The organism is Bacillus sp. FSL M7-0003 (assembly GCF_038628485.1).
Lineage (GTDB): Bacteria > Bacillota > Bacilli > Bacillales > Bacillaceae > Bacillus > Bacillus safensis.
Map to the genome: position 1 here is coordinate 2062326 of NZ_CP152024.1, position 18194 is coordinate 2080519.

Genomic DNA, 18194 nt, shown 5'->3' on the forward strand with positions numbered 1-18194 from the left:
TTAGTCGATGATATTTTCTAAACCATAAACGAGCTGATCAATGTGCATGACCTGCTCTACTGAAAGTTTCACGCCTGACATAAAGGATGCACGGTTATAAGAATCATGACGAATGGTGAGCGTCTGTCCGTCCATTCCAAACAGCACTTCTTGATGTGCAATCATGCCAGGAAGTCTCACGCTGTGCAGACGGATACCATCATAATCTGCTCCTCGTGCACCTTCGATTAATTCTTTCTCTTCTGGATGTCCCTGTTTTTTGCTTTCTCTTACTTCTGCAATCATTTCAGCCGTTTTTAAGCCCGTACCGCTTGGGGCATCTAGTTTTTTATCATGGTGAAGCTCAATGATTTCAACGTCAGGAAAATAATTCGCTGCCATTTTGGCAAATTTCATCATTAAGACCGCACCGACAGCAAAGTTTGGTGCAATAATACAGCCTATGCCCTTTTCTTCTGTTAATTGCTGAAGCTCTTTTAGGTCATCTTCTGAAAATCCAGTTGTTCCGACGACTGGACGCACGCCATGTTCAAGTGCTTTTTTTGTATGTACTTTCCCGATTTCTGGTGTTGTTAAATCAATTAATACATCTGGTGTTGTTTCTGAAAGACACACATCAATATCCGTATAAATTGGCGCATGAGATGTCGTATGAATCACATCAGATAATTTTTTTCCTTCATGCGCGTGATCAAGTGCTGCCACCAGCTCAAAATGGCCTGTTTCTTCCGCCAGCTTCACAGCCTCTATCCCCATTCTTCCTCTTGCTCCAGCGATTACTACTTTGATGGTTTCGTTCGTCATCGTCTCTACTTCCCTTCTTTTTTCGTCCAGCGGTCTTTATCTCTTGTGTTGAATTTATGCATCACACGATCATGTGCTTCTTCTAGTGAAATATCAAGTGAATTAGCAAGGCATGTTAACACAAACAAAACATCGCCAATTTCTTCTTCCATGCTTTTTTCTGTTTCCGTTGTTTTTTTCGGCTTTTCTCCATAGTAATGGTTAACCTCTCTTGCCAGCTCCCCTAATTCTTCTGTCAGGCGGGCCATCATGGCAAGCGGGCTGAAATAGCCTTCTTTAAATTGTCCTATGTAATCATCTACTTCTTGCTGCACGTGACGCAGCGTTTTTTCTTTCGTCATGAAGCTCATCCTCCTATCCATCTCTTACATGTTAGCGAAATCATAAATATTTGACAAATGTTTAAGACTCAGTTTGCTTGTTTCTCTCCCATACCATATAATATTATCGCTGTCTAAGCAAAAAAAGGAGTGGTCTCTTGCTAAAAGAAATTCGTCTTAAAAATATCGTATTTATTTTAATAGGATCTGCGATTTTTTCTTTCGGTCTTGTTCATTTTAATATGCAGAACAATTTGGCGGAAGGCGGATTTACAGGTATTACACTGCTTTTATATTTTCTATTTCACATTGACCCATCTATTTCAAACCTTGTCTTAAACATTCCGATCTTTTTTATAGGCTGGAAAATGCTCGGCAGAACGATGTTTACTTATACAATTGTAGGAACAGTGAGTCTTTCTGTCTTTCTTGCCATCTTCCAGCGCTTTCAAATACATATGCCTCTCCAGCACGATTTAGCCTTAGCCGCCCTCTTTGCAGGTGTATTTATCGGAACAGGCCTCGGAATCATCTTTAAATTCGGCGGTACAACAGGCGGTGTGGACATCATTGCAAGACTGATCAACAAGCATTATCAGGTGGCAATGGGACGAACAATGTTCATCTTCGACGCATGCGTCATTACCATCTCTTTGACCTACTTAAATTATAAAGAAGCGATGTATACACTTGTCGCAGTGTTTGTTGCTGCGAAGGTCATTGACTTCATGCAAGAAGGCGCTTACGCTGCCAAAGGCGCCATGATTATCTCTGAAAAAGATGACATCATTCAAAAGAAAATCACAGATGAAATGGAGCGCGGTGTCACCATCTTAAAAGGGGTCGGTTCCTATACGAAACAGGAGCGCAACGTTCTTTATTGCGTCGTTCCGAAAAACGAGCTTGTCCACCTTAAAAGCGTCGTGACCTCAGTCGATCCTCATGCGTTTGTATCTGTCAGTGACGTGCATGATGTACTCGGTGAAGGCTTTACATTAGATGAACACAAAAAGCCGCTCAATCCGCATTAAAAAAGAAGCACCAGTTTTGGGCTTCTTTTTTTATGATTTAGGATAATCAGCCTGACGTTTTTGCTTCTTTTCTTTTTCTGCACGATATTTCCGAAATCCAACATACGTTAACGTTAATAAAATGATACTCCCGGTTGTTAAGATGACCCATAAAAGCGATGGATCCGCTTCATCTTCATCGACGTGAGCAAACACACTCGATAAATCCTCTTCCAGCTTCGTGAGACGTTCAAGCTTTGTCCCACTTGATGCTTTTAAAAATTCACCTTGCTCAATCACTTCCATGTGCTGCTTAATCGTCTGCAGCTTTTCAGGCGAAATATCAATGGTTAAACTTGGATAGATCATATCGTATAAAGAAACCAGCTCATTCCAAGTTTCATAAAATGTCGTCGATTCTGGATCTTTTACTTCTTTTTTCAAAGTAGGAAAAGAGCCCATAATAGGCTTCTCCAGCGAACCCCAAAGAGGCTCAGAATCCGACTGGATCGCATCAAGCAGCATTCTAAATTGAGAGGCATAACGAAGCTTTTCGCGCTCATTCAATTCTTCCTGCGGCAGCCCTTTTATCATATCTTGATAGCCAAGTGTAATTTGCCGAATCTGCGTATTCGTCAAAGTTCCACGCCAATTCTCAGCTTTAAATGTCTTTTCAACATACAATGCGACTTGTAACGCCTCATCATATTTAGCTTGTCTCGTTAATTGAAAGATGGAATCTGATAGTTCCGTTAATTCTTGCAGCGTGTTAGCAGCTGTTTCCTCACCTTTGACAACTGCTGGCTGTAATACGAGAAAAAATAATAGAATCATCGCGATTGGCTTTCGTTTCATGCAAGTCCCTCCTAGCCCTTCTCCTTACAGCGTATGAAGAAAAGGACAAGGTTAGACCAACATTGTTAAGGGAGTTCAAGCTTGACCGATTTTTTCGATAGAACGAGATAATACGAAACAAGAAGAACCGCAATACTTAGCCAAAACGTCACGTAGCCGATCTCGTTTGAGTAAGCAGACAGCATAGAATAACGGGGCATCATACCAAATACATAATCAATTACATCATTATGTAAGATCCAAATGCCTGCTACCACGAGATGACGCATTTGAAAACGATAATATGGCGCAAACAATACAGCCTGAACCGCCATCGCAAAGTGAGACCCAATCAGCATGTATCCTTCCCACGGAAAATCATCGACAGATAAAAGCACAAAGATATTCATTCCTACCGCCCATAACCCATATTTAATCAAGGTCACAAGAGCAAGTGCTTCAAAATAAGGAGCATTTCGTTTCATCAAAAACGCAAGTAATACAAATAAAAAGAAAAAGCTGGCCGTTGGACTGTCTGGTACAAAAGCTAAAAAGACAGCCGGTGTCTCTACGAGCTGCGGAATATACCAATAGTAGCCGTACACAGTGCCAAGGAAATTGATCATAAGCACCAGCACAAGCATGTAGCGCGTCGCTAGCAAATATTGAATCCATCTCATATGTCTCTTCACTCACGATCTGTTAAAATCAGAAAAAAGCTGACAGCGCCAGCTTTTTCTCTTTTGAGTATATCCTTGTACTTGCATTTAAACAACTGAATTATTTTGATTTGACCTCAGATAAATATTTAGAGAGCTTCTCAAGTTCTTCATCACTGCCTTTAAAGACACCCTTCGGCATGTTGCCTTTTCCTTCTACAGCGATTTTAGCGATCTCCTCAGGCGAAAGACCGTTGTCAACAAGTGACGGTCCGGCTGCTCCGCCCTGCATGTTATCCCCGTGGCAGGAGATACATGTCTGCTCTTGATAAATTTTATACTCTTCAGCTGAAGTATCAATCTCTGCTTCTTTCTTAATCTCACCTTGTTTTGCCGCTGCTTCCCAATCATGAGTTGCAACAGACTCCCACGTTAAATATGTTGCTGCGCCGACTGCAAGAATCATCATCCCGACTGCAATTGGTCTTCTATACGGTCTGCGTTCTGGACCTGAATCAAGAAATGGTGCGAGCAAAAGTGCACCAAACGCAATTCCAGGCATAATCATCGCGCCGACGACAGTGAAGTTTCCTGCAGCAAATTCATATTTTAATAACTGGTACAAAAATAGGAAATACCAGTCTGGCAGCGGAATATAGCCAGTATCTGTTGGATCAGCCATCCGCTCAAGCGGAGGCGCATGAACAACAGTTAGGACAAGAAAGCCAATTAAAAAAACGGCACCTACAAGCCATTCCTTTAAAAGAAAGTTCGGCCAAAAGGCTTCTGTTTTTCCCGGATATTCGGAATAGTCTTTAGGTATGTTAGGTTTTCTTTCTGCCGGTATTCTGGAATCTCCGACAAACTTCATCCCTTTTCCCCTATGCAAAGTCATCCCCTCCTCATTGAACATTCATCAAACGCAGCATTTTATAGCGGTCCAGAAATTCCTTGCTTACGAATCATAATAAAGTGGGCAGCCATCAGCCCAAATAATGCCGCTGGCAAGAAAAAGACATGGATAGCGAAAAATCTCGTCAGCGTTTGTGCCCCTACAATGTCAGGATGACCTGCAAGCAGCGTTTTGATCTCTTTACCAATGAAAGGTGTTGCTTCTGCTATTTGAAGACCAACCTTCGTCGCAAACAGCGCCTTCATATCCCATGGTAAAAGATAACCTGTAAAACCAAGTCCAAGCATCACAAAGAAAATGAGCACACCAACAATCCAGTTCAGCTCTCTAGGCTTTTTATACGCCCCTTGGAAAAAGACCCTTAGCGTATGTAAAAACATCATCACGATGACTAAACTCGCACCCCAGTGGTGCATCCCTCTGACAATCTGGCCAAATGCCACTTCATTTTGCAAATAATAGACAGATTCCCAGGCATTTTTAATATCCGGCACGTAATACATCGTTAAAAACATGCCCGAAAGGACTTGAATGACTGTCACAAAAAACGTTAAACCGCCAAAACAATACACAAAAGCGGAGAAATGATGTGCTGGGTTGACGTGCTCTGGCACCTCGTGATCCGCAATATCTCTCCATATTGGTGTAATGTCCAGCCGCTCATCTACCCAATCGTAAATCTTGTTAAGCATCGTTACCCTTCCCCTTTCGGCACAGCTTTTCCAAGATAGAGGTATCCGTCCTTCACTTGCTGCTTATAATGGTCAAGCGGTGCAAGCGGTGGAGTTCCGGGTACGTTTGTACCATCCTTGTCGTACAGCCCATAATGGCACGGGCAGAAAAATTTGTTTGGATTTTTCGGATCACTGTTCCAGTTCACTGTACATCCTAAATGTTTACAGATTGGCGATAAAGCGACAATTTCATCCCCTTCTTTGTACACCCATGCTGACCTAGATTCCTTTGACTCGTACCATGCATCTACTTGATCAATTTTAAAGTCAAAGCGCTTCGGTTCCTTTGTCAGTTCATCTACACTGACAACTTGAACCATATCCTGATCCTCTGTTCCTTTTAGCACAGGGTCAAGCGCAAAGCGAACCATAGGCATGAGCATTCCAGCGGCCATAAATCCCCCCACGCCGGTCAACGTGTAATTCAAAAATTGACGCCTGGACACTCCATGTCTCTTCTCGCTCATTTTTTTCTCCCCCCCTCAGGTCGTCAGCTACTTTATAACTGAATTAGAAAAAATTTCATAAAACTAGGACACCCTCATAATATATCAATCTATTCACAAGGTCAACATTCTAAAAAGCTATGTACAATGCAAATGTAAGGGTTTTTATGAAGGGTTCCATTTTTGTAACAAAAAGTTCAAAATTTGTTCTACACTGTCTTGAATGACTTTTTGCTTTAATTCAACCTTCAAATGCTCCAGCGGAACCGGCTTGAGCAAAAATAGCGATTCACTGATCTCAGTATGCTCTTTCCACTGGTGATCAGATGTGATCAATACGACATGCTGAAAATGATCCTTGAGCGACTGCTTCATTATGAGTATATCTTCTTGTTTCCGGTCACTCACTTCCAAATATGTATGTGGCGGAAAAAGAAAAACCCGCCCTTTTAACTGTCTTTCAAGTTCATCTGCTACAAGAATAGTAAACTCTCCTAAAGACACGGTTTGTTTCATTTGATCCGCATCAATCCCAACTAATGGAATGATAGCGGTATCAATGTAAGCTTTAGATTGCAAAAAGCGATCCGCGTCCTCTGATTGAAACCTCATCAATTTCCCCTCTTTCATGACATAAGCCCTGCCTGTGTAGGGCAAGGCTTATTCGTTCAGTTTATGACAATAGGCTTAATTCTTTTGCCAGCTTATTAAATGTTTCTTGATCATGACGGTCAAGTGCTTCATCTATCTCTTTCATGAGCCGTTCTTTTTGGAAAGTTGCGATTGAATGCTCAAGCACTTTCTCAGCAAGATCCTTATCTTTTTCGTTCTCATAAAGATCCTTTGGAATATGAGGATTTGTTTCAAGAACAGCTGCATATTCCGGCGAACGATAAGCAGAACGGAAATTCAATTGAATAAACAAATCCTGCTGTTTATTCAAACGAATATCATGAAATGACTTTTCAGCATCTGTCGTCATGATGTTTTCTTTATAAAATCTAAAGGGAACTTCATCCACACAGTGTGTTGACATGATGATTCCCCTTGGGCAAAATTCTGCTTGCTCTACAAAATGAACCTTTTCCATCAAAGAGTCGTGACTCATTAAATAATTTAATATCCAAACACACTCTCTTCGCTTTAGCTGATAATGGTTTAAGAACCACCGGATAAATTCCTTTTTTTCATTGACAGAAACAGGGGTCTGCATGTTATTCCCTCCTCTATCGTAAATTAAATTGCTATACATGAATTATTCAACAAACCAGTTCTTCATTCCTGCAAACTATAAGGAAATTTCGTCTTCAATTCTTAAAATCGTTTCTTCAATTTCTTCATTCGTGCCATCTTTCTCTAGAACTTTGCGTAATAACGGCAATGCTTCTTTTTGTCTGCCCTCTTCTAAAAGGAACGAAGCGTATTCATATAAAAAGTCACGCTCCTCATCAAAATCAGGCAGGGCAAGCTTGAAATACTCGGCAGCTTCTTTGTATTCTTCTCGCCCGACAGAAGCAGATGCAGCATACCAATTCCATTTTGGATCATCTTCCCCAAAGCTTTTAACCTCTTTAATAACATCCAGAATTTCATCAAACAGCTCTTCATTTAAATAGATCGCCAGCAATGTTTGAACTGCTTCAATATAACCCGGATCGAGAGCAAGTGCTTCTTGAAGCAGTTTTTTCGCATCTTCTGAATCCCCATTTTTCAAATCAATCTTAGCACCATATAAATATAATTCTTTGTTATACTCATCAACTTTAATACCCTCTTTTACTACTTCTAAAGCCTCGTGATATAGTCCTTCTTCCTCATAACTTTTCGCTAAAGGCATATAAAGTGACGAATAGGACGGATCAATATCTTTCAGTTCTGTAAGCTGCTGAATGGCTGTTTTCGTTCTGCCAGCCCTCATTGCTGTAAATCCGTAGCCAAAAAGAGTATTTGGGTCTGCTTGATCTTTTACTGCCTTTTCGTACCATTCAAGTGCATCCTCAAATTCTCCAGCTGTGCTGAGCGATTCAGCGAGCCGCTGATACACATTGACACCGCCAACCTCATGCTGCTGATCTGCCACTTTGTAGAAATAATCGGCCGCTTTTTTTGAAAGGCCTTGAGAAAAATACAACTCACCTAATGCAAAATCGATGATGGCTTCATTCGGAAGTAGTTCTTTCGCTTTTAAAAGCTTTTGTTCACTGACTTCAAATAGTCCTTGCATTTGATACAAATCTGCCATTAACAATAAACTCTCTGGGTACGCATCATCATCTTCAGGAATCGTTTCTAATACTGCTATCGCCTTCTCTTCTTCATCAGAGTCAATCAACAGCTCTGCATAAAAACACGTTAAACCTGTTTCCTCTGGATATAAATCATGTAAATCACTGATGAGATGCCGTGCTTTATCGATATCTCCCCAATCATAATATAATTGAGCCGCTTGCGCCTTTTCTTCATCATGCAAATGCTTCTCTGCTTGAGCAAGTGTTTGGAGTCCTTTTTCAGTCTCACCCGCCTCAACTAATTTTATGGCTTCTTGTAATGAACTATTCAAATCAAACCGTTCCTTTCTGTTTCCAAAAACCTAAACTATTGTTACTTCATATCATAATCGACAGGTACACATCCAGCAAATATGTTGCTCTTTTAAAATGAACCCATTTTTGTGTTTTAAAGACTGTTTTTCATTTCATCCTATACGAAACTGATGATTTGTAAACTGCAGACACTATTTTCATCGGACAAAATGTTTTTTTTCAAGGTTTCACCTTGAGACAAGCTATGCTATATTTCTGACAAATATGCAAAAGGAAAGAAAAAGCCTGAGGACCTCCTCAGACTGTTTTCGTTAAATATTCAATGTGTTCAAAGAAATTCGGGTATGAGACACGAACAGCATCTGTATCTTCAATCTCAATTGCTTGCTTTGTCACACATGCGGCAATTCCCAGCATCATACCGATACGGTGATCTCCGTAGCTTGAGACGACTGCGCCGCCTTGAAGCGTTGTTTTACCATGAATCTTCATACCATCATCTGTTGCTTCAATATCAGCACCGAGTTTTTTAAGTTCTGATACGACTGTATCAATTCGATTGGTTTCTTTAACTTTTAACTCAGCAGCATCTTTAATGATCGTTGTTCCTTCTGCTTGGGTCGCAAGAAGCGCAATAATCGGAATTTCATCGATGAGTCTTGAAATCATGTCACCAGAAATTTCAATCCCTTTTAATGATGAAGTAGAAATCGTTAAATCACCATACGGTTCTCCGCCTTTGGCATCTACTTCATTGATCTCAAGGTTTGCACCCATAAGTTTCAGCACATCAATAATACCTGTTCTTGTTTTGTTTAGCCCGACATTTTTTAAGACAATCCGGCTGTTAGGAACGATTGATCCAGCTACAAGGAAAAATGCAGCTGAAGAGATGTCTCCAGGAACAAATATATCGGTTGCTGTTAATGTCTGGCCGCCTTCAATGGAAACACTTTGTTCATCTTCATCTAGTTTTACACCAAACATAGAGAGCATTCTTTCTGTATGATCTCTTGATTTATGTGGTTCAGTTAATGTTGTTGTACCCTCTGCTTGCAGCCCAGCTAAAAGGACAGCCGACTTAATTTGTGCACTTGCCACCGGAGACTCATAAGTTATGCCTTTTAAATGACCGCCACGAATAGACAGTGGTGTATACTCGCCATTTGCTCTGCCGTCTATTTTGGCTCCTAGTTGTTTCAGCGGACCCGTCACACGTTTCATTGGTCTTTTGGCAATACTCTCATCACCAATTAGTGTACTGTGAAACTCACAACCAGCTAATATTCCCATCATTAATCGAATGGTTGTACCAGAATTGCCAACATCGAGAATGTCAGACGGCTCCTTGAGCTCTTTCAGTCCTTTACCATGAATGACAACATCTGTCCCTTTTTGTTCAATTTCAACGCCCATCTTTCTAAAGCAATCAATCGTACTTAAACAGTCAGCTCCAGGAAGAAAGTTTTTCACTACTGTGGTCCCTTCAGCAATTGCACCAAACATCACTGATCTATGTGAAATAGATTTATCACCTGGGATATGAATTTCTCCATTCATAGGAGCATTTTTATGAATTTTCATGTTTGTCACCTCAGTCAGCATAAAATGTATCGTAATTCGCTCTATTTTTTATACAGATTTCTGCACGCTTGCGGTCGTCGTCTGTTTGAAAACTAATGCGTAAAATCCCATTAATGTCTTCCCGCGTCTCAATAATACGGATATTTGTAATACTAATGTTTTCACTTGCTAGATGCCCTGTAATCTCCGATATGACCCCAGGGTGATCCGGAACATCGACATACAGATCATAAAAAGCAGGAATGGCTCCTTTTTTCCTTAGAGGCAGTCCATCACGATATTCCTTTGCATCTTGAAAATAAGAGAACAATCCTTCAGCATCTTCTTGCTCTACGAAGGTTTCAATGCGGTTAATCTCTTTTTTCCATTCATGAAAACGGTCTAAAATCTTGTGTTTATTGTGCAGCAGGATATCCCTCCACATTGCAGGATTGCTTGAAGCAATTCGTGTGATATCACGAAAGCCTCCAGCAGCAAACCGTTTAACAAGTGGGAATTGTTCTTCAAAATGATGTGCTTGATGCACAAGACTGGCTGCAACAATATGAGGAAAATGGCTAATTACACTTGTCACAGCATCATGTTCTTCTGGTGTCATCTCGATGAAATGAGCATTTGTCCCCTTTAGCAAATCCATCAACCGATCAACAGCTTGGCGGTTTGTTTCCTTTGCAGGCGTTAAAATGTAGAACGCATTTTCAAATAAGAAGTCTTTTGCTGCAATAACACCTGACTTATGAGAGCCTGCCATTGGATGTCCACCAATAAATTGGTACTGCTCAGGCAGCGCTTTTTCAGCAAAATGGACGACTTTTTGCTTTGTGCTGCCGACATCAGTGATTGTGAGCTCTCTTTCAATTCCAGAGTCTGCAATATCACTAAGCATCTTTACTGTTTGCTGGACAGGTGTTGCCAAAATAATGGTCGAAGATTCTTCTAAACCAGCCAGAAACGAATCAGCTGTTGCATCAATAATTCCCAGCTTTGTTGCAGCAACCATTTGCTCTTTGGAAACATCAAATCCTACAATTTTTTTATGAGGATACTCTTTTTTAATCGAGAGTGCAATGGATCCCCCAATTAAACCGAGTCCAGCGATTAATATTGTTTCGTTTGCATCATTCATATTCATCACCTGATTTTTCACGAAAATTAAACAACCTATTTCAACAGCTTATATGTATTGAGGTTGGTACAATGAAAGCCATATCCTGCCTTAGGATATGACTTTATGATTATGCTACGCACGAATGCCTTGCAGTAAATCGGCAAGTGTACTTAGAATGTCTTCATTTTGCTCTTTTGTTCCGACGGTAATACGTAAAGAAGTCGGAAACCCAAGTGCTTTCCCGGAACGAACAATGTAACCTTTTTTCAATAATGCATTGAACAATTCATCTGCATCTCTTTTAAAATCAATCAGCACAAAGTTTGTTTGAGATGGATAGATATATAGTCCAAAACAGTCTGCAAAATCTTGATATTGCTTGAGACCTGCTTCGTTTTTTTGTCTGCATGATTGTATGAAATCTTGATCTTTGATCGCTGCACGAGCAGCTGCCTGAGCGATACGGCTGGTATTAAACGGCTCTCTCGCTGGTTCAATGGCAGTAATCAGCTCTTCTGATGCAATTCCGTAGCCTACTCGAAGCGCTGCAAGTCCATATGCTTTAGAAAACGTTCGAAGTACAATGACATTTTGATAATTGTGTAATAAAGATAAACTGTTTGGAAAATCTTCCGCACGAACGTACTCAAAATACGCTTCATCTAGTACAACAAGCACGTGAGCTGGCACTTCGTCTAAAAACGCCACAATCTCAGATTCTGACAAATGATTTCCTGTTGGGTTATTTGGATTACATACCCAGACAACCTTCGTATTTTCATCGATCGCATCCAGCATGCCCTTCAGATCGTGAGCTCCCCCTTCTAAAAGAGGCACTTCTCGAATTTCAGCATGTTCAATCACTGCATTGTGACGATATTGCGGAAAAGATGGAGATGGGATGACGGTATTTGTATGTTGGTCAAGGAATGCTCTCGCAATAATTTGCACAAGTTCATCTGAGCCGTTCCCGAAAATTAATTGTTTTTCACTTACTTGAAGAAACTCAGCAAGCTCCGTTCTTAAACTTGCGCTGTATCCATCCGGATAAATCGCTAGATGTTCGAGCTCAGCTTGTATTGCCTCTCTTGCATGTACAGAACATCCAAAAGGGTTTTCATTTGAAGCCAATTTCACAATTTTGTCTAATTGATATTCTTTTTTGACCTCTTCAATTGGTTTCCCAGGTTGATACGGTTTTAGCTGTTTTAATTGATCTTTGATTTGCAAAATGTTTCACCTCATTTGAATGAATAGAGGGGACTAAATGTTTTTGCATATGTTTCAAATTCTCTTAAAGCCTCTTGACGTGTATCACTTGCCAGCAATTGTTCTTGAAGCTCTTCAATTTTTTTCACAAGTGCACTTCCGACAACAACACCGTCACTCAGTTTATTCATTGAGTCTACCTGCTCTCTTGTTGAGATGCCAAAACCGACCGCAACCGGTATGTGACTCAGCTGTTTCACTTGTTGAATAAAATCTGTAATTGACGCGTCAAAGGATTGTCTGACACCTGTTACACCAAGAGATGAAACACAATACACAAAACCTTCTGCCTGCTCTACAATGTTTACTAATCGTTCCTTGCTTGTTGGTGCAACGAGTGAAATATATGAAATGTCATGTGTTTGACAGTTCTTTTGCAGCTCGCTGCTCTCTTCAAACGGCAAGTCGGGTGTTAAGAGTCCCGAAATATGATTTTTGTGCAGTAAAGCGAAAAAGTATTCTGTGTCTAATTGTAACACAGGATTATAATACGTAAATAGAATTACAGGAATTTTTACACCGTTTTTTTTCATCTTCCCTGCTAATTCTATCGCTTTTACGATATTCATGCCATGATTTAGAGCTCTTTTGGAGGCTCTTTGAATGACAGGACCGTCTGCTAATGGATCGGAATAAGGAACACCGAGTTCAATCGCATGTGCACCGGCTGCTTGAAGGGAGATAGCTAAATCAATCGTGATGTCTTCTGACGGATCTCCAGCTGTGATAAATGGGATAAATAATTTTTCGTCTTGCTCTAATTGAAATCTAATCATTTTGTTTTCCCCTCACTTTCGAGCACGTTCATTAATGTATGCACATCCTTATCGCCTCTTCCTGACAGGCAGACAAGGACGATTTCGTCTTCATTCATCGTCTTGCTTACCTCAAACGCTTTGGCTAGCGCATGTGCAGATTCAATTGCTGGCAGAATTCCTTCTTTTTCAGTCAGCAGCTTTAGTGCATCTAGTGCTTCTTGATCTGTCGCACTCACATATTCAACCCGTCCGCTCGCATGTAAATATGCGTGTTCTGGTCCAATTCCCGGATAATCTAAACCAGCAGAAATAGAATATGGCTCAATAATTTGGCCAAATTCATCTTGAATTAAATATGTCAAAGACCCATGGATCACACCTTTGGTTCCTTTCGTGATGGTTGCAGCATGGAGCGGCGTATCGATTCCTTTTCCAGCTGCCTCTACACCAATGATATCTACTTCTTCATCTAAAAATGCCCGGTACATTCCAATGGCATTACTTCCGCCGCCAACACAGGCAATGACTTTATGAGGAAGCCTTCCTTCTTTTTCAAACAGCTGCTCTTTTGCTTCATCACCAATCATGCGCTGGAACTCGCTGACGATTTGAGGATACGGATGAGGGCCTACAACGGAGCCAATCATATAAAAATGATCACTGCAGTGCTGAACCCAATAGCGGATGGCTTCGTTGGTTGCATCTTTTAGTGTGCCATTTCCGCTTGTGACAGGTATGACTTCAGCGCCCAGCAGTTTCATTCGAAAGACATTGAGTGATTGTCTTTCCACATCTTCTTTTCCCATAAATACCGTGCAGGATAACCCGAACTTTGCGGCCACCGTTGCAGCAGCTACTCCGTGCTGGCCCGCGCCTGTTTCTGCGATGATGTTTGATTTCCCCATTTTTTTCGCAAGCAGGGCCTGACCAAGCGCATTGTTAATTTTATGAGCACCCGTGTGGTTTAAATCTTCTCTTTTTAAATAGATTTTTGCCCCGCCGAGGTATGCTGATAATTGGTCAGCATATGTAAGCGCAGTTGGTCTGCCTGAATAGTTTCGAAGTAGTGATACATATTCTGCTTGAAAAGCAGGGTCTTCTTTTAATTCACGAAATGCCTGCTCGATTTCTGCAAGTGGCTGCATGAGCGTTTCCGGGACAAATTTCCCTCCGAATTCTCCGTATCTGCCAATCTCATTTGGATATGCGTACATTATTTAACATCCTTTCTTCGAGCGCTTCGATCTTAGCGCTGCTTTTCTTTCCGTTTTCTTCTATTCCGCTTGAAAGATCGATCGCTTCTGGACCATAGGCAAGGAGCTCTGCTATCGTTTCTGGTGTGATGCCGCCTGCAATTATGCAAGTTTTCTCCAGCCGTTTTGCATGCTTAACGTATGCAGGCACCGCCTCCCAAGCAAAAGCTGTTCCAGAGCCGCCTCTCATCCCTTTTACTTTCGCATCAATGAGAAAGCCATCGACAACAGGTGCAAATGCCGTCATTTTTTCAAGCGTGTTTGTGATATTGGATGCGTGGTGGAACACTTTCCAAACGACAGCCCCTGTTTGTTGTTTGATTTCTTTAGCGTCATCCTGCGTTTCATCTCCATGAAGCTGTACGATATCTAAAGGTATATGTTTTGTGATCTCACACACTTTTTCGATCTTTTCATTTACAAAAACACCGGCAATTTTTTTCTCACACTTTGTTTGGATGAGCCATTGTTTCACTTGATCTGGCTGGACTTGTCTTTTACTTGGAGCAAAAATAAATCCAATGGCATCTGCGTGAGATTGCGCAATACATTCCACATCATCTTGTGATACTGCCCCGCAATATTTTACATAAGGCTTCACCCTGTTCATTCTCCAAACAATGTCTGAACGGCTTTTTCTTGTGATTGTTCTCTCATTAATGATTCTCCTACAAGAACTGCACCCGCTCCATGTTTCTTCACAAAGGCCAGATCATCAAATGTTTGAATACCGCTCTCACTCACTAGTAAAACATCTTTTGGAACAAGGGGTGCGATCTCTTTTGTTTGTTCGACAGTTGTTGTAAATGTATTTAAATTCCGGTTGTTCACTCCAATGATTTCAGGAGTGAACAACTTTAAAATATTTTCCAGTGTATCTGCTGCATGTACTTCGACAAGGACATCAAGGCCTTTCTCTTTCGCTTCAGCATAGAGTTCTTGCAGCTTTTGCGGCTCAAGTACTTCTCCAATTAATAAAATGGCATCTGCCCCTATACGTCTTGACTCTTCTACCTGTATGGAGTCAATGATGAAATCTTTTCTTAAAATTGGACGATCTACGTGTTTTTTAATGAGGGATAAGTATTCGTTTTTCCCTTGAAAGAACGGTTCATCCGTTAAAACAGATAAGCAATCAGCGTTTGATTTTTCGTAAGCTTTTGCTGTTTGTAAAGGATCAAAATTCGGTTGAATGATTCCTTTGGAAGGAGACGCTTTTTTCACCTCCGCAATGAGACCAATTGAGCGATGAGGATTCATGAGTGCTTCTTTAAATGATCGTCTTTCAAAGTGTCCATCTACTGGTAACTGCAATGTTTGAATATGTTCTTTTTTGCGGGCAATGATTTGATTAAGCATAGATCTCTTCCTCTCTCGTTTTTTGTTTTAATCGAGCCAATTGTTCTTTGGCTGCGCCGTTTTTAATTGTTTCAATCGCTTTTAATGTTCCGGCCATGAGGCTTTCTGACTTCCCTGCGACATATAAAGCGGCGCCAGCATTCAGGGCTGTAATATGAAGCGGCGCCCCTTCTGTTTGATGATTCAATATATTCTGAATCAATTTAGCACTCTCTTCCGGTGATTGGACCTGAATTTCTGATAAATATCCTTTTTGCAGCCCAAAGTCTTCTGGATTGAGTGTATATTCTGTCATGACATCTTTTTTGAGTTCAATCACATATGAATTTGCTGTAATCGTTAATTCATCCAGTCCATCTTCTCCGCAAACAAACAGCACATGTTCTGGCTCTAACGGTGCAAGGGCTTCTGCCATCAATTTTGCCTTTTCCTTTGAGTAGACACCGATGATTTGCTTTTTGGCTTGCATTGGGTGGCAAAGCGGGCCTAAGAGATTAAATACCGTCCGGAAGCCGAGCTGCTTGCGGACTGCGGCTACTTGTTTCATAGATGAATGATACAATGGTGCAAATAAAAAGCCCATGTTTTTCTCTTGTATTTGTCTTCTTGTTTCTTCTGGTGTGGATTGAATATGAATCCCAAGACACTCTAGTACATCGGCACTCCCGCTTTTAGAAGAAACTGATCGATTTCCGTGTTTGGCGATTTTGGCTCCAGCAGCGGAAGCGACAATGGCAGCGGCAGTTGATATATTAAAGGTGGAGAGTCCATCGCCTCCTGTGCCGCAAGTATCTACTACATCAAGCGCTCGTTCCATTGGTGCTGCATTTTGCCGCATGGCTTTCACAAAACCCGTCATTTCTTCAGCGGTTTCTCCTCTATGCGCTAAAATCGAGAGACTCGCAGCGACTTCAGCATCTGTTAAAAAGCCGCTCATCATATCTTGCATGAGTTTATTTGCTTCATTTTCTGATAGAAAGCCTCCATTAACAAGAGCTGATAGTCGGTGATTCATCCTGCACACTCTCCTTTTCTGAGAAAATATGTTCCGCAAGCTGAATGGCTTTCAGAAGTGCTCCTGCCTTGTTACAAGTCTCTTCCCATTCATTTTCTGGGACAGAATCAGCCACAATGCCGGCGCCTGCTTGTATAGAAGCGGTCTGATTTTTGACGCTCATCGTACGAATCGTAATACAGGAGTCGATATTACCGTCGAATCCAATATAAGCAATACAGCCGCCATACGTTTCCCTTGGCTCAGGCTCCATTTCATTTAGTAATTGCATCGCTCTTATTTTGGGTGCACCTGTTAATGTACCTGCAGGGAAAGCGGACATGAGCGCATCGACTGGATGTGTATCCCGCTTTAACTTTCCTGTCACAATGGAGATGATGTGCATGACATGTGAAAAATTCACTACTTTTGTAAAGGTCGGTACGGACACACTGCCGTATTCTGCCACACGGCCTACATCATTTCTGGCAAGATCCACTAACATGTAATGCTCCGCTTTTTCCTTTTCATCTTCAAGCAGTTCTCTTGCTAGCTCAGCATCCTCTTCTCTTGTTCTTCCTCGTTTTCTTGTGCCAGCAATAGGATGAATTTCTAGATGCCCATTTTTAGCATGAATTAATCGTTCTGGCGAGCTTCCGACTAAATCACGATCTTTTAATTTCATAAAATACATATATGGAGATGGATTTACAATCCGAAGCACGCGGTATAACTCAAATGAACTCACTGACACAGGGATATCAAATCGCTGTGAGAGTACGCCTTGGAAAATATCACCCGCTCGAATGTAGTCTTTGATTTTTTCTACGTCTTTTAAAAATTGCGCTTTTTCATAGGTGGACGTCACATGTTCAAAGGACGGCGGCTCATTCATATTCCCTGATAAAATCAGTTCTTTCATATCAACCTTTGAATGGAGCTTGTGAATCATCTGTTCAAGCTGCTTTTGATTTTCTTTGTAAGCGCGTATTTTTTCGTCTTCTGTTTCATGTCCGGTTAGCTCGGTGTACTGGATAAAATGAACATGATTTGTTTCATGATCAAAGGCAATCATCGTTTGGCAGACAAATAATGTGCAATTTTCTGCCAGCGATGCGCTGCTGTGAGGCCTGACAGAGGGTTCAATGTTAGGGATCAGATCGTAGCTTAAGTACCCAACCGCCCCGCCTGTAAATGGGATATCAATATCTGGCGTTTTGATTTGATATTGCTCTTTCATCCAATCTAGCAGTTCTTTCAGCTCTTGCTTTCGCATGACTTCCCGCCCCGCAGCATCACGTGCAATGTATTTGTTTTGGTCATCGTGTAAGGTTAAAAACGGGTGCAATCCAATGAAAGAATATCTCGACCAGCTGGAAGACTCATCTTTGCTTTCTAGCAAATACACAATATCTTGTTTGAGTTTTTCAACAATTTGAATCGGTGAGAGCGTATCGACTGTAATGGTTTCAACAATTGGGATCGTTTTGTGGGACTCACTGTCCTTTAAAAATTGGGTCAAGTTTGATTGGGAATTCATAAGCACACTCCTTAAATGGGATTAAGGAGAATGAGGGGACATATAGAGGGTTTGTATGAGTATACG

The 18194-nt window shown here is 41.2% G+C and carries 20 protein-coding genes; 1 reads left to right on the forward strand and 19 read right to left on the reverse strand.

Annotated features, from left to right (window positions below; all coding sequences use genetic code 11):
- Both dapB and MHI23_RS10415 read right to left on the reverse strand, forming a co-directional pair.
- Positions 1-804: a 4-hydroxy-tetrahydrodipicolinate reductase gene (dapB, locus tag MHI23_RS10410; RefSeq protein ID WP_024422787.1), complete on the reverse strand. Its 804-nt coding sequence runs from the start codon at positions 802-804 to the stop codon at positions 1-3.
- Positions 805-809: 5 nt separating this feature from the next.
- The gene (locus MHI23_RS10415; RefSeq protein ID WP_024422788.1) at positions 810-1145 is read right to left on the reverse strand and encodes a nucleotide pyrophosphohydrolase; all 336 of its coding nucleotides are present in this window, start codon (positions 1143-1145) and stop codon (positions 810-812) included.
- Between the two features lie 137 nt (positions 1146-1282).
- Here MHI23_RS10415 and MHI23_RS10420 point away from each other — a divergent pair, with 137 nt between their 5' ends.
- Positions 1283-2155: a YitT family protein gene (locus tag MHI23_RS10420; RefSeq protein WP_024422789.1), complete on the forward strand. Its 873-nt coding sequence runs from the start codon at positions 1283-1285 to the stop codon at positions 2153-2155.
- A gap of 30 nt (positions 2156-2185) precedes the next feature.
- On the opposite strand, the gene ypjB is transcribed toward MHI23_RS10420, so the two are convergent.
- From ypjB to trpE, 17 genes are all read right to left on the reverse strand, one after another.
- Positions 2186-2989: a sporulation protein YpjB gene (gene ypjB / locus MHI23_RS10425; RefSeq protein WP_024422790.1), complete on the reverse strand. Its 804-nt coding sequence runs from the start codon at positions 2987-2989 to the stop codon at positions 2186-2188.
- Positions 2990-3054: 65 nt separating this feature from the next.
- The gene (locus MHI23_RS10430) at positions 3055-3648 is read right to left on the reverse strand and encodes a DUF1405 domain-containing protein (protein ID WP_024428102.1); all 594 of its coding nucleotides are present in this window, start codon (positions 3646-3648) and stop codon (positions 3055-3057) included.
- A 100-nt stretch (positions 3649-3748) separates the two neighbouring features.
- Positions 3749-4516 carry a menaquinol-cytochrome c reductase cytochrome b/c subunit gene (locus tag MHI23_RS10435; RefSeq protein ID WP_024422792.1) on the reverse strand — a complete coding sequence of 256 codons (768 nt, stop codon included), beginning with the start codon at positions 4514-4516 and terminating at the stop codon, positions 3749-3751.
- Positions 4517-4557: 41 nt separating this feature from the next.
- Complete coding sequence (qcrB, locus tag MHI23_RS10440) at positions 4558-5232, reverse strand: menaquinol-cytochrome c reductase cytochrome b subunit (RefSeq protein ID WP_003215804.1); 675 nt, start codon at positions 5230-5232, stop codon at positions 4558-4560.
- 2 nt (positions 5233-5234) lie between these two features.
- Positions 5235-5741 carry a ubiquinol-cytochrome c reductase iron-sulfur subunit gene (locus MHI23_RS10445; protein ID WP_007500911.1) on the reverse strand — a complete coding sequence of 169 codons (507 nt, stop codon included), beginning with the start codon at positions 5739-5741 and terminating at the stop codon, positions 5235-5237.
- Positions 5742-5885: 144 nt separating this feature from the next.
- Positions 5886-6332, reverse strand: a complete 447-nt coding sequence (locus MHI23_RS10450; RefSeq protein WP_056767126.1) for a YpiF family protein — start codon at positions 6330-6332, stop codon at positions 5886-5888.
- Between the two features lie 61 nt (positions 6333-6393).
- Complete coding sequence (locus MHI23_RS10455) at positions 6394-6933, reverse strand: ReoY family proteolytic degradation factor (RefSeq protein WP_008344562.1); 540 nt, start codon at positions 6931-6933, stop codon at positions 6394-6396.
- A gap of 75 nt (positions 6934-7008) precedes the next feature.
- The gene (locus MHI23_RS10460) at positions 7009-8280 is read right to left on the reverse strand and encodes a tetratricopeptide repeat protein (protein ID WP_342491945.1); all 1272 of its coding nucleotides are present in this window, start codon (positions 8278-8280) and stop codon (positions 7009-7011) included.
- A gap of 280 nt (positions 8281-8560) precedes the next feature.
- Positions 8561-9847 carry a 3-phosphoshikimate 1-carboxyvinyltransferase gene (gene aroA, locus MHI23_RS10465; RefSeq protein WP_234107198.1) on the reverse strand — a complete coding sequence of 429 codons (1287 nt, stop codon included), beginning with the start codon at positions 9845-9847 and terminating at the stop codon, positions 8561-8563.
- Positions 9848-9857: 10 nt separating this feature from the next.
- A complete protein-coding gene (locus MHI23_RS10470; RefSeq protein WP_024422796.1) occupies positions 9858-10973 on the reverse strand; it encodes a prephenate dehydrogenase in 1116 nt (371 codons plus the stop codon).
- 114 nt (positions 10974-11087) lie between these two features.
- Positions 11088-12185, reverse strand: a complete 1098-nt coding sequence (gene hisC / locus MHI23_RS10475) for a histidinol-phosphate transaminase (RefSeq protein ID WP_342491946.1) — start codon at positions 12183-12185, stop codon at positions 11088-11090.
- A gap of 11 nt (positions 12186-12196) precedes the next feature.
- On the reverse strand, positions 12197-13000 hold the full coding sequence (gene trpA / locus MHI23_RS10480; protein ID WP_342491947.1) for a tryptophan synthase subunit alpha: 804 nt from the start codon (positions 12998-13000) through the stop codon (positions 12197-12199).
- The gene (gene trpB, locus MHI23_RS10485; protein WP_342491948.1) at positions 12997-14196 is read right to left on the reverse strand and encodes a tryptophan synthase subunit beta; all 1200 of its coding nucleotides are present in this window, start codon (positions 14194-14196) and stop codon (positions 12997-12999) included. The genes trpA and trpB overlap by 4 nt, the downstream gene beginning before the upstream one ends.
- Entirely contained in the window at positions 14177-14845 is a 669-nt protein-coding gene (locus MHI23_RS10490) for a phosphoribosylanthranilate isomerase (protein ID WP_268423878.1), read from the reverse strand. The genes trpB and MHI23_RS10490 overlap by 20 nt, the downstream gene beginning before the upstream one ends.
- Positions 14842-15594 (reverse strand): indole-3-glycerol phosphate synthase TrpC, encoded by a 753-nt coding sequence (trpC, locus tag MHI23_RS10495; protein WP_025093058.1) that lies wholly within the window; start codon positions 15592-15594, stop codon positions 14842-14844. Before trpC ends, MHI23_RS10490 begins: the two co-directional genes overlap by 4 nt.
- Positions 15587-16609 carry an anthranilate phosphoribosyltransferase gene (gene trpD / locus MHI23_RS10500; RefSeq protein WP_024428092.1) on the reverse strand — a complete coding sequence of 341 codons (1023 nt, stop codon included), beginning with the start codon at positions 16607-16609 and terminating at the stop codon, positions 15587-15589. The genes trpC and trpD overlap by 8 nt, the downstream gene beginning before the upstream one ends.
- Positions 16581-18128, reverse strand: coding sequence for an anthranilate synthase component I (gene trpE / locus MHI23_RS10505; RefSeq protein ID WP_342491949.1), 1548 nt, complete (start codon positions 18126-18128; stop codon positions 16581-16583). Before trpE ends, trpD begins: the two co-directional genes overlap by 29 nt.
- Positions 18129-18194: the final 66 nt, after the last annotated feature.

Excerpts from the sequence above, each read along its gene's own strand:
- MHI23_RS10415 (WP_024422788.1), bottom strand. The coding sequence starts at position 1,145 with ATGACGAAAGAAAAAACGCTGCGTCACGTGCAGCAAGAAGTAGATGAT.
- MHI23_RS10430 (WP_024428102.1), bottom strand. The coding sequence starts at position 3,648 with ATGAGATGGATTCAATATTTGCTAGCGACGCGCTACATGCTTGTGCTG.
- dapB (WP_024422787.1), bottom strand. The coding sequence starts at position 804 with ATGACGAACGAAACCATCAAAGTAGTAATCGCTGGAGCAAGAGGAAGA.
- trpB (WP_342491948.1), bottom strand. The coding sequence starts at position 14,196 with ATGTACGCATATCCAAATGAGATTGGCAGATACGGAGAATTCGGAGGG.
- MHI23_RS10455 (WP_008344562.1), bottom strand. The coding sequence starts at position 6,933 with ATGCAGACCCCTGTTTCTGTCAATGAAAAAAAGGAATTTATCCGGTGG.
- aroA (WP_234107198.1), bottom strand. The coding sequence starts at position 9,847 with ATGAAAATTCATAAAAATGCTCCTATGAATGGAGAAATTCATATCCCA.
- qcrB (WP_003215804.1), bottom strand. The coding sequence starts at position 5,232 with ATGCTTAACAAGATTTACGATTGGGTAGATGAGCGGCTGGACATTACA.
- trpA (WP_342491947.1), bottom strand. The coding sequence starts at position 13,000 with ATGATTAGATTTCAATTAGAGCAAGACGAAAAATTATTTATCCCATTT.
- MHI23_RS10450 (WP_056767126.1), bottom strand. The coding sequence starts at position 6,332 with ATGAGGTTTCAATCAGAGGACGCGGATCGCTTTTTGCAATCTAAAGCT.
- ypjB (WP_024422790.1), bottom strand. The coding sequence starts at position 2,989 with ATGAAACGAAAGCCAATCGCGATGATTCTATTATTTTTTCTCGTATTA.
- trpE (WP_342491949.1), bottom strand. The coding sequence starts at position 18,128 with ATGAATTCCCAATCAAACTTGACCCAATTTTTAAAGGACAGTGAGTCC.
- trpD (WP_024428092.1), bottom strand. The coding sequence starts at position 16,609 with ATGAATCACCGACTATCAGCTCTTGTTAATGGAGGCTTTCTATCAGAA.
- MHI23_RS10445 (WP_007500911.1), bottom strand. The coding sequence starts at position 5,741 with ATGAGCGAGAAGAGACATGGAGTGTCCAGGCGTCAATTTTTGAATTAC.
- trpC (WP_025093058.1), bottom strand. The coding sequence starts at position 15,594 with ATGCTTAATCAAATCATTGCCCGCAAAAAAGAACATATTCAAACATTG.
- MHI23_RS10470 (WP_024422796.1), bottom strand. The coding sequence starts at position 10,973 with ATGAATGATGCAAACGAAACAATATTAATCGCTGGACTCGGTTTAATT.
- MHI23_RS10490 (WP_268423878.1), bottom strand. The coding sequence starts at position 14,845 with ATGAACAGGGTGAAGCCTTATGTAAAATATTGCGGGGCAGTATCACAA.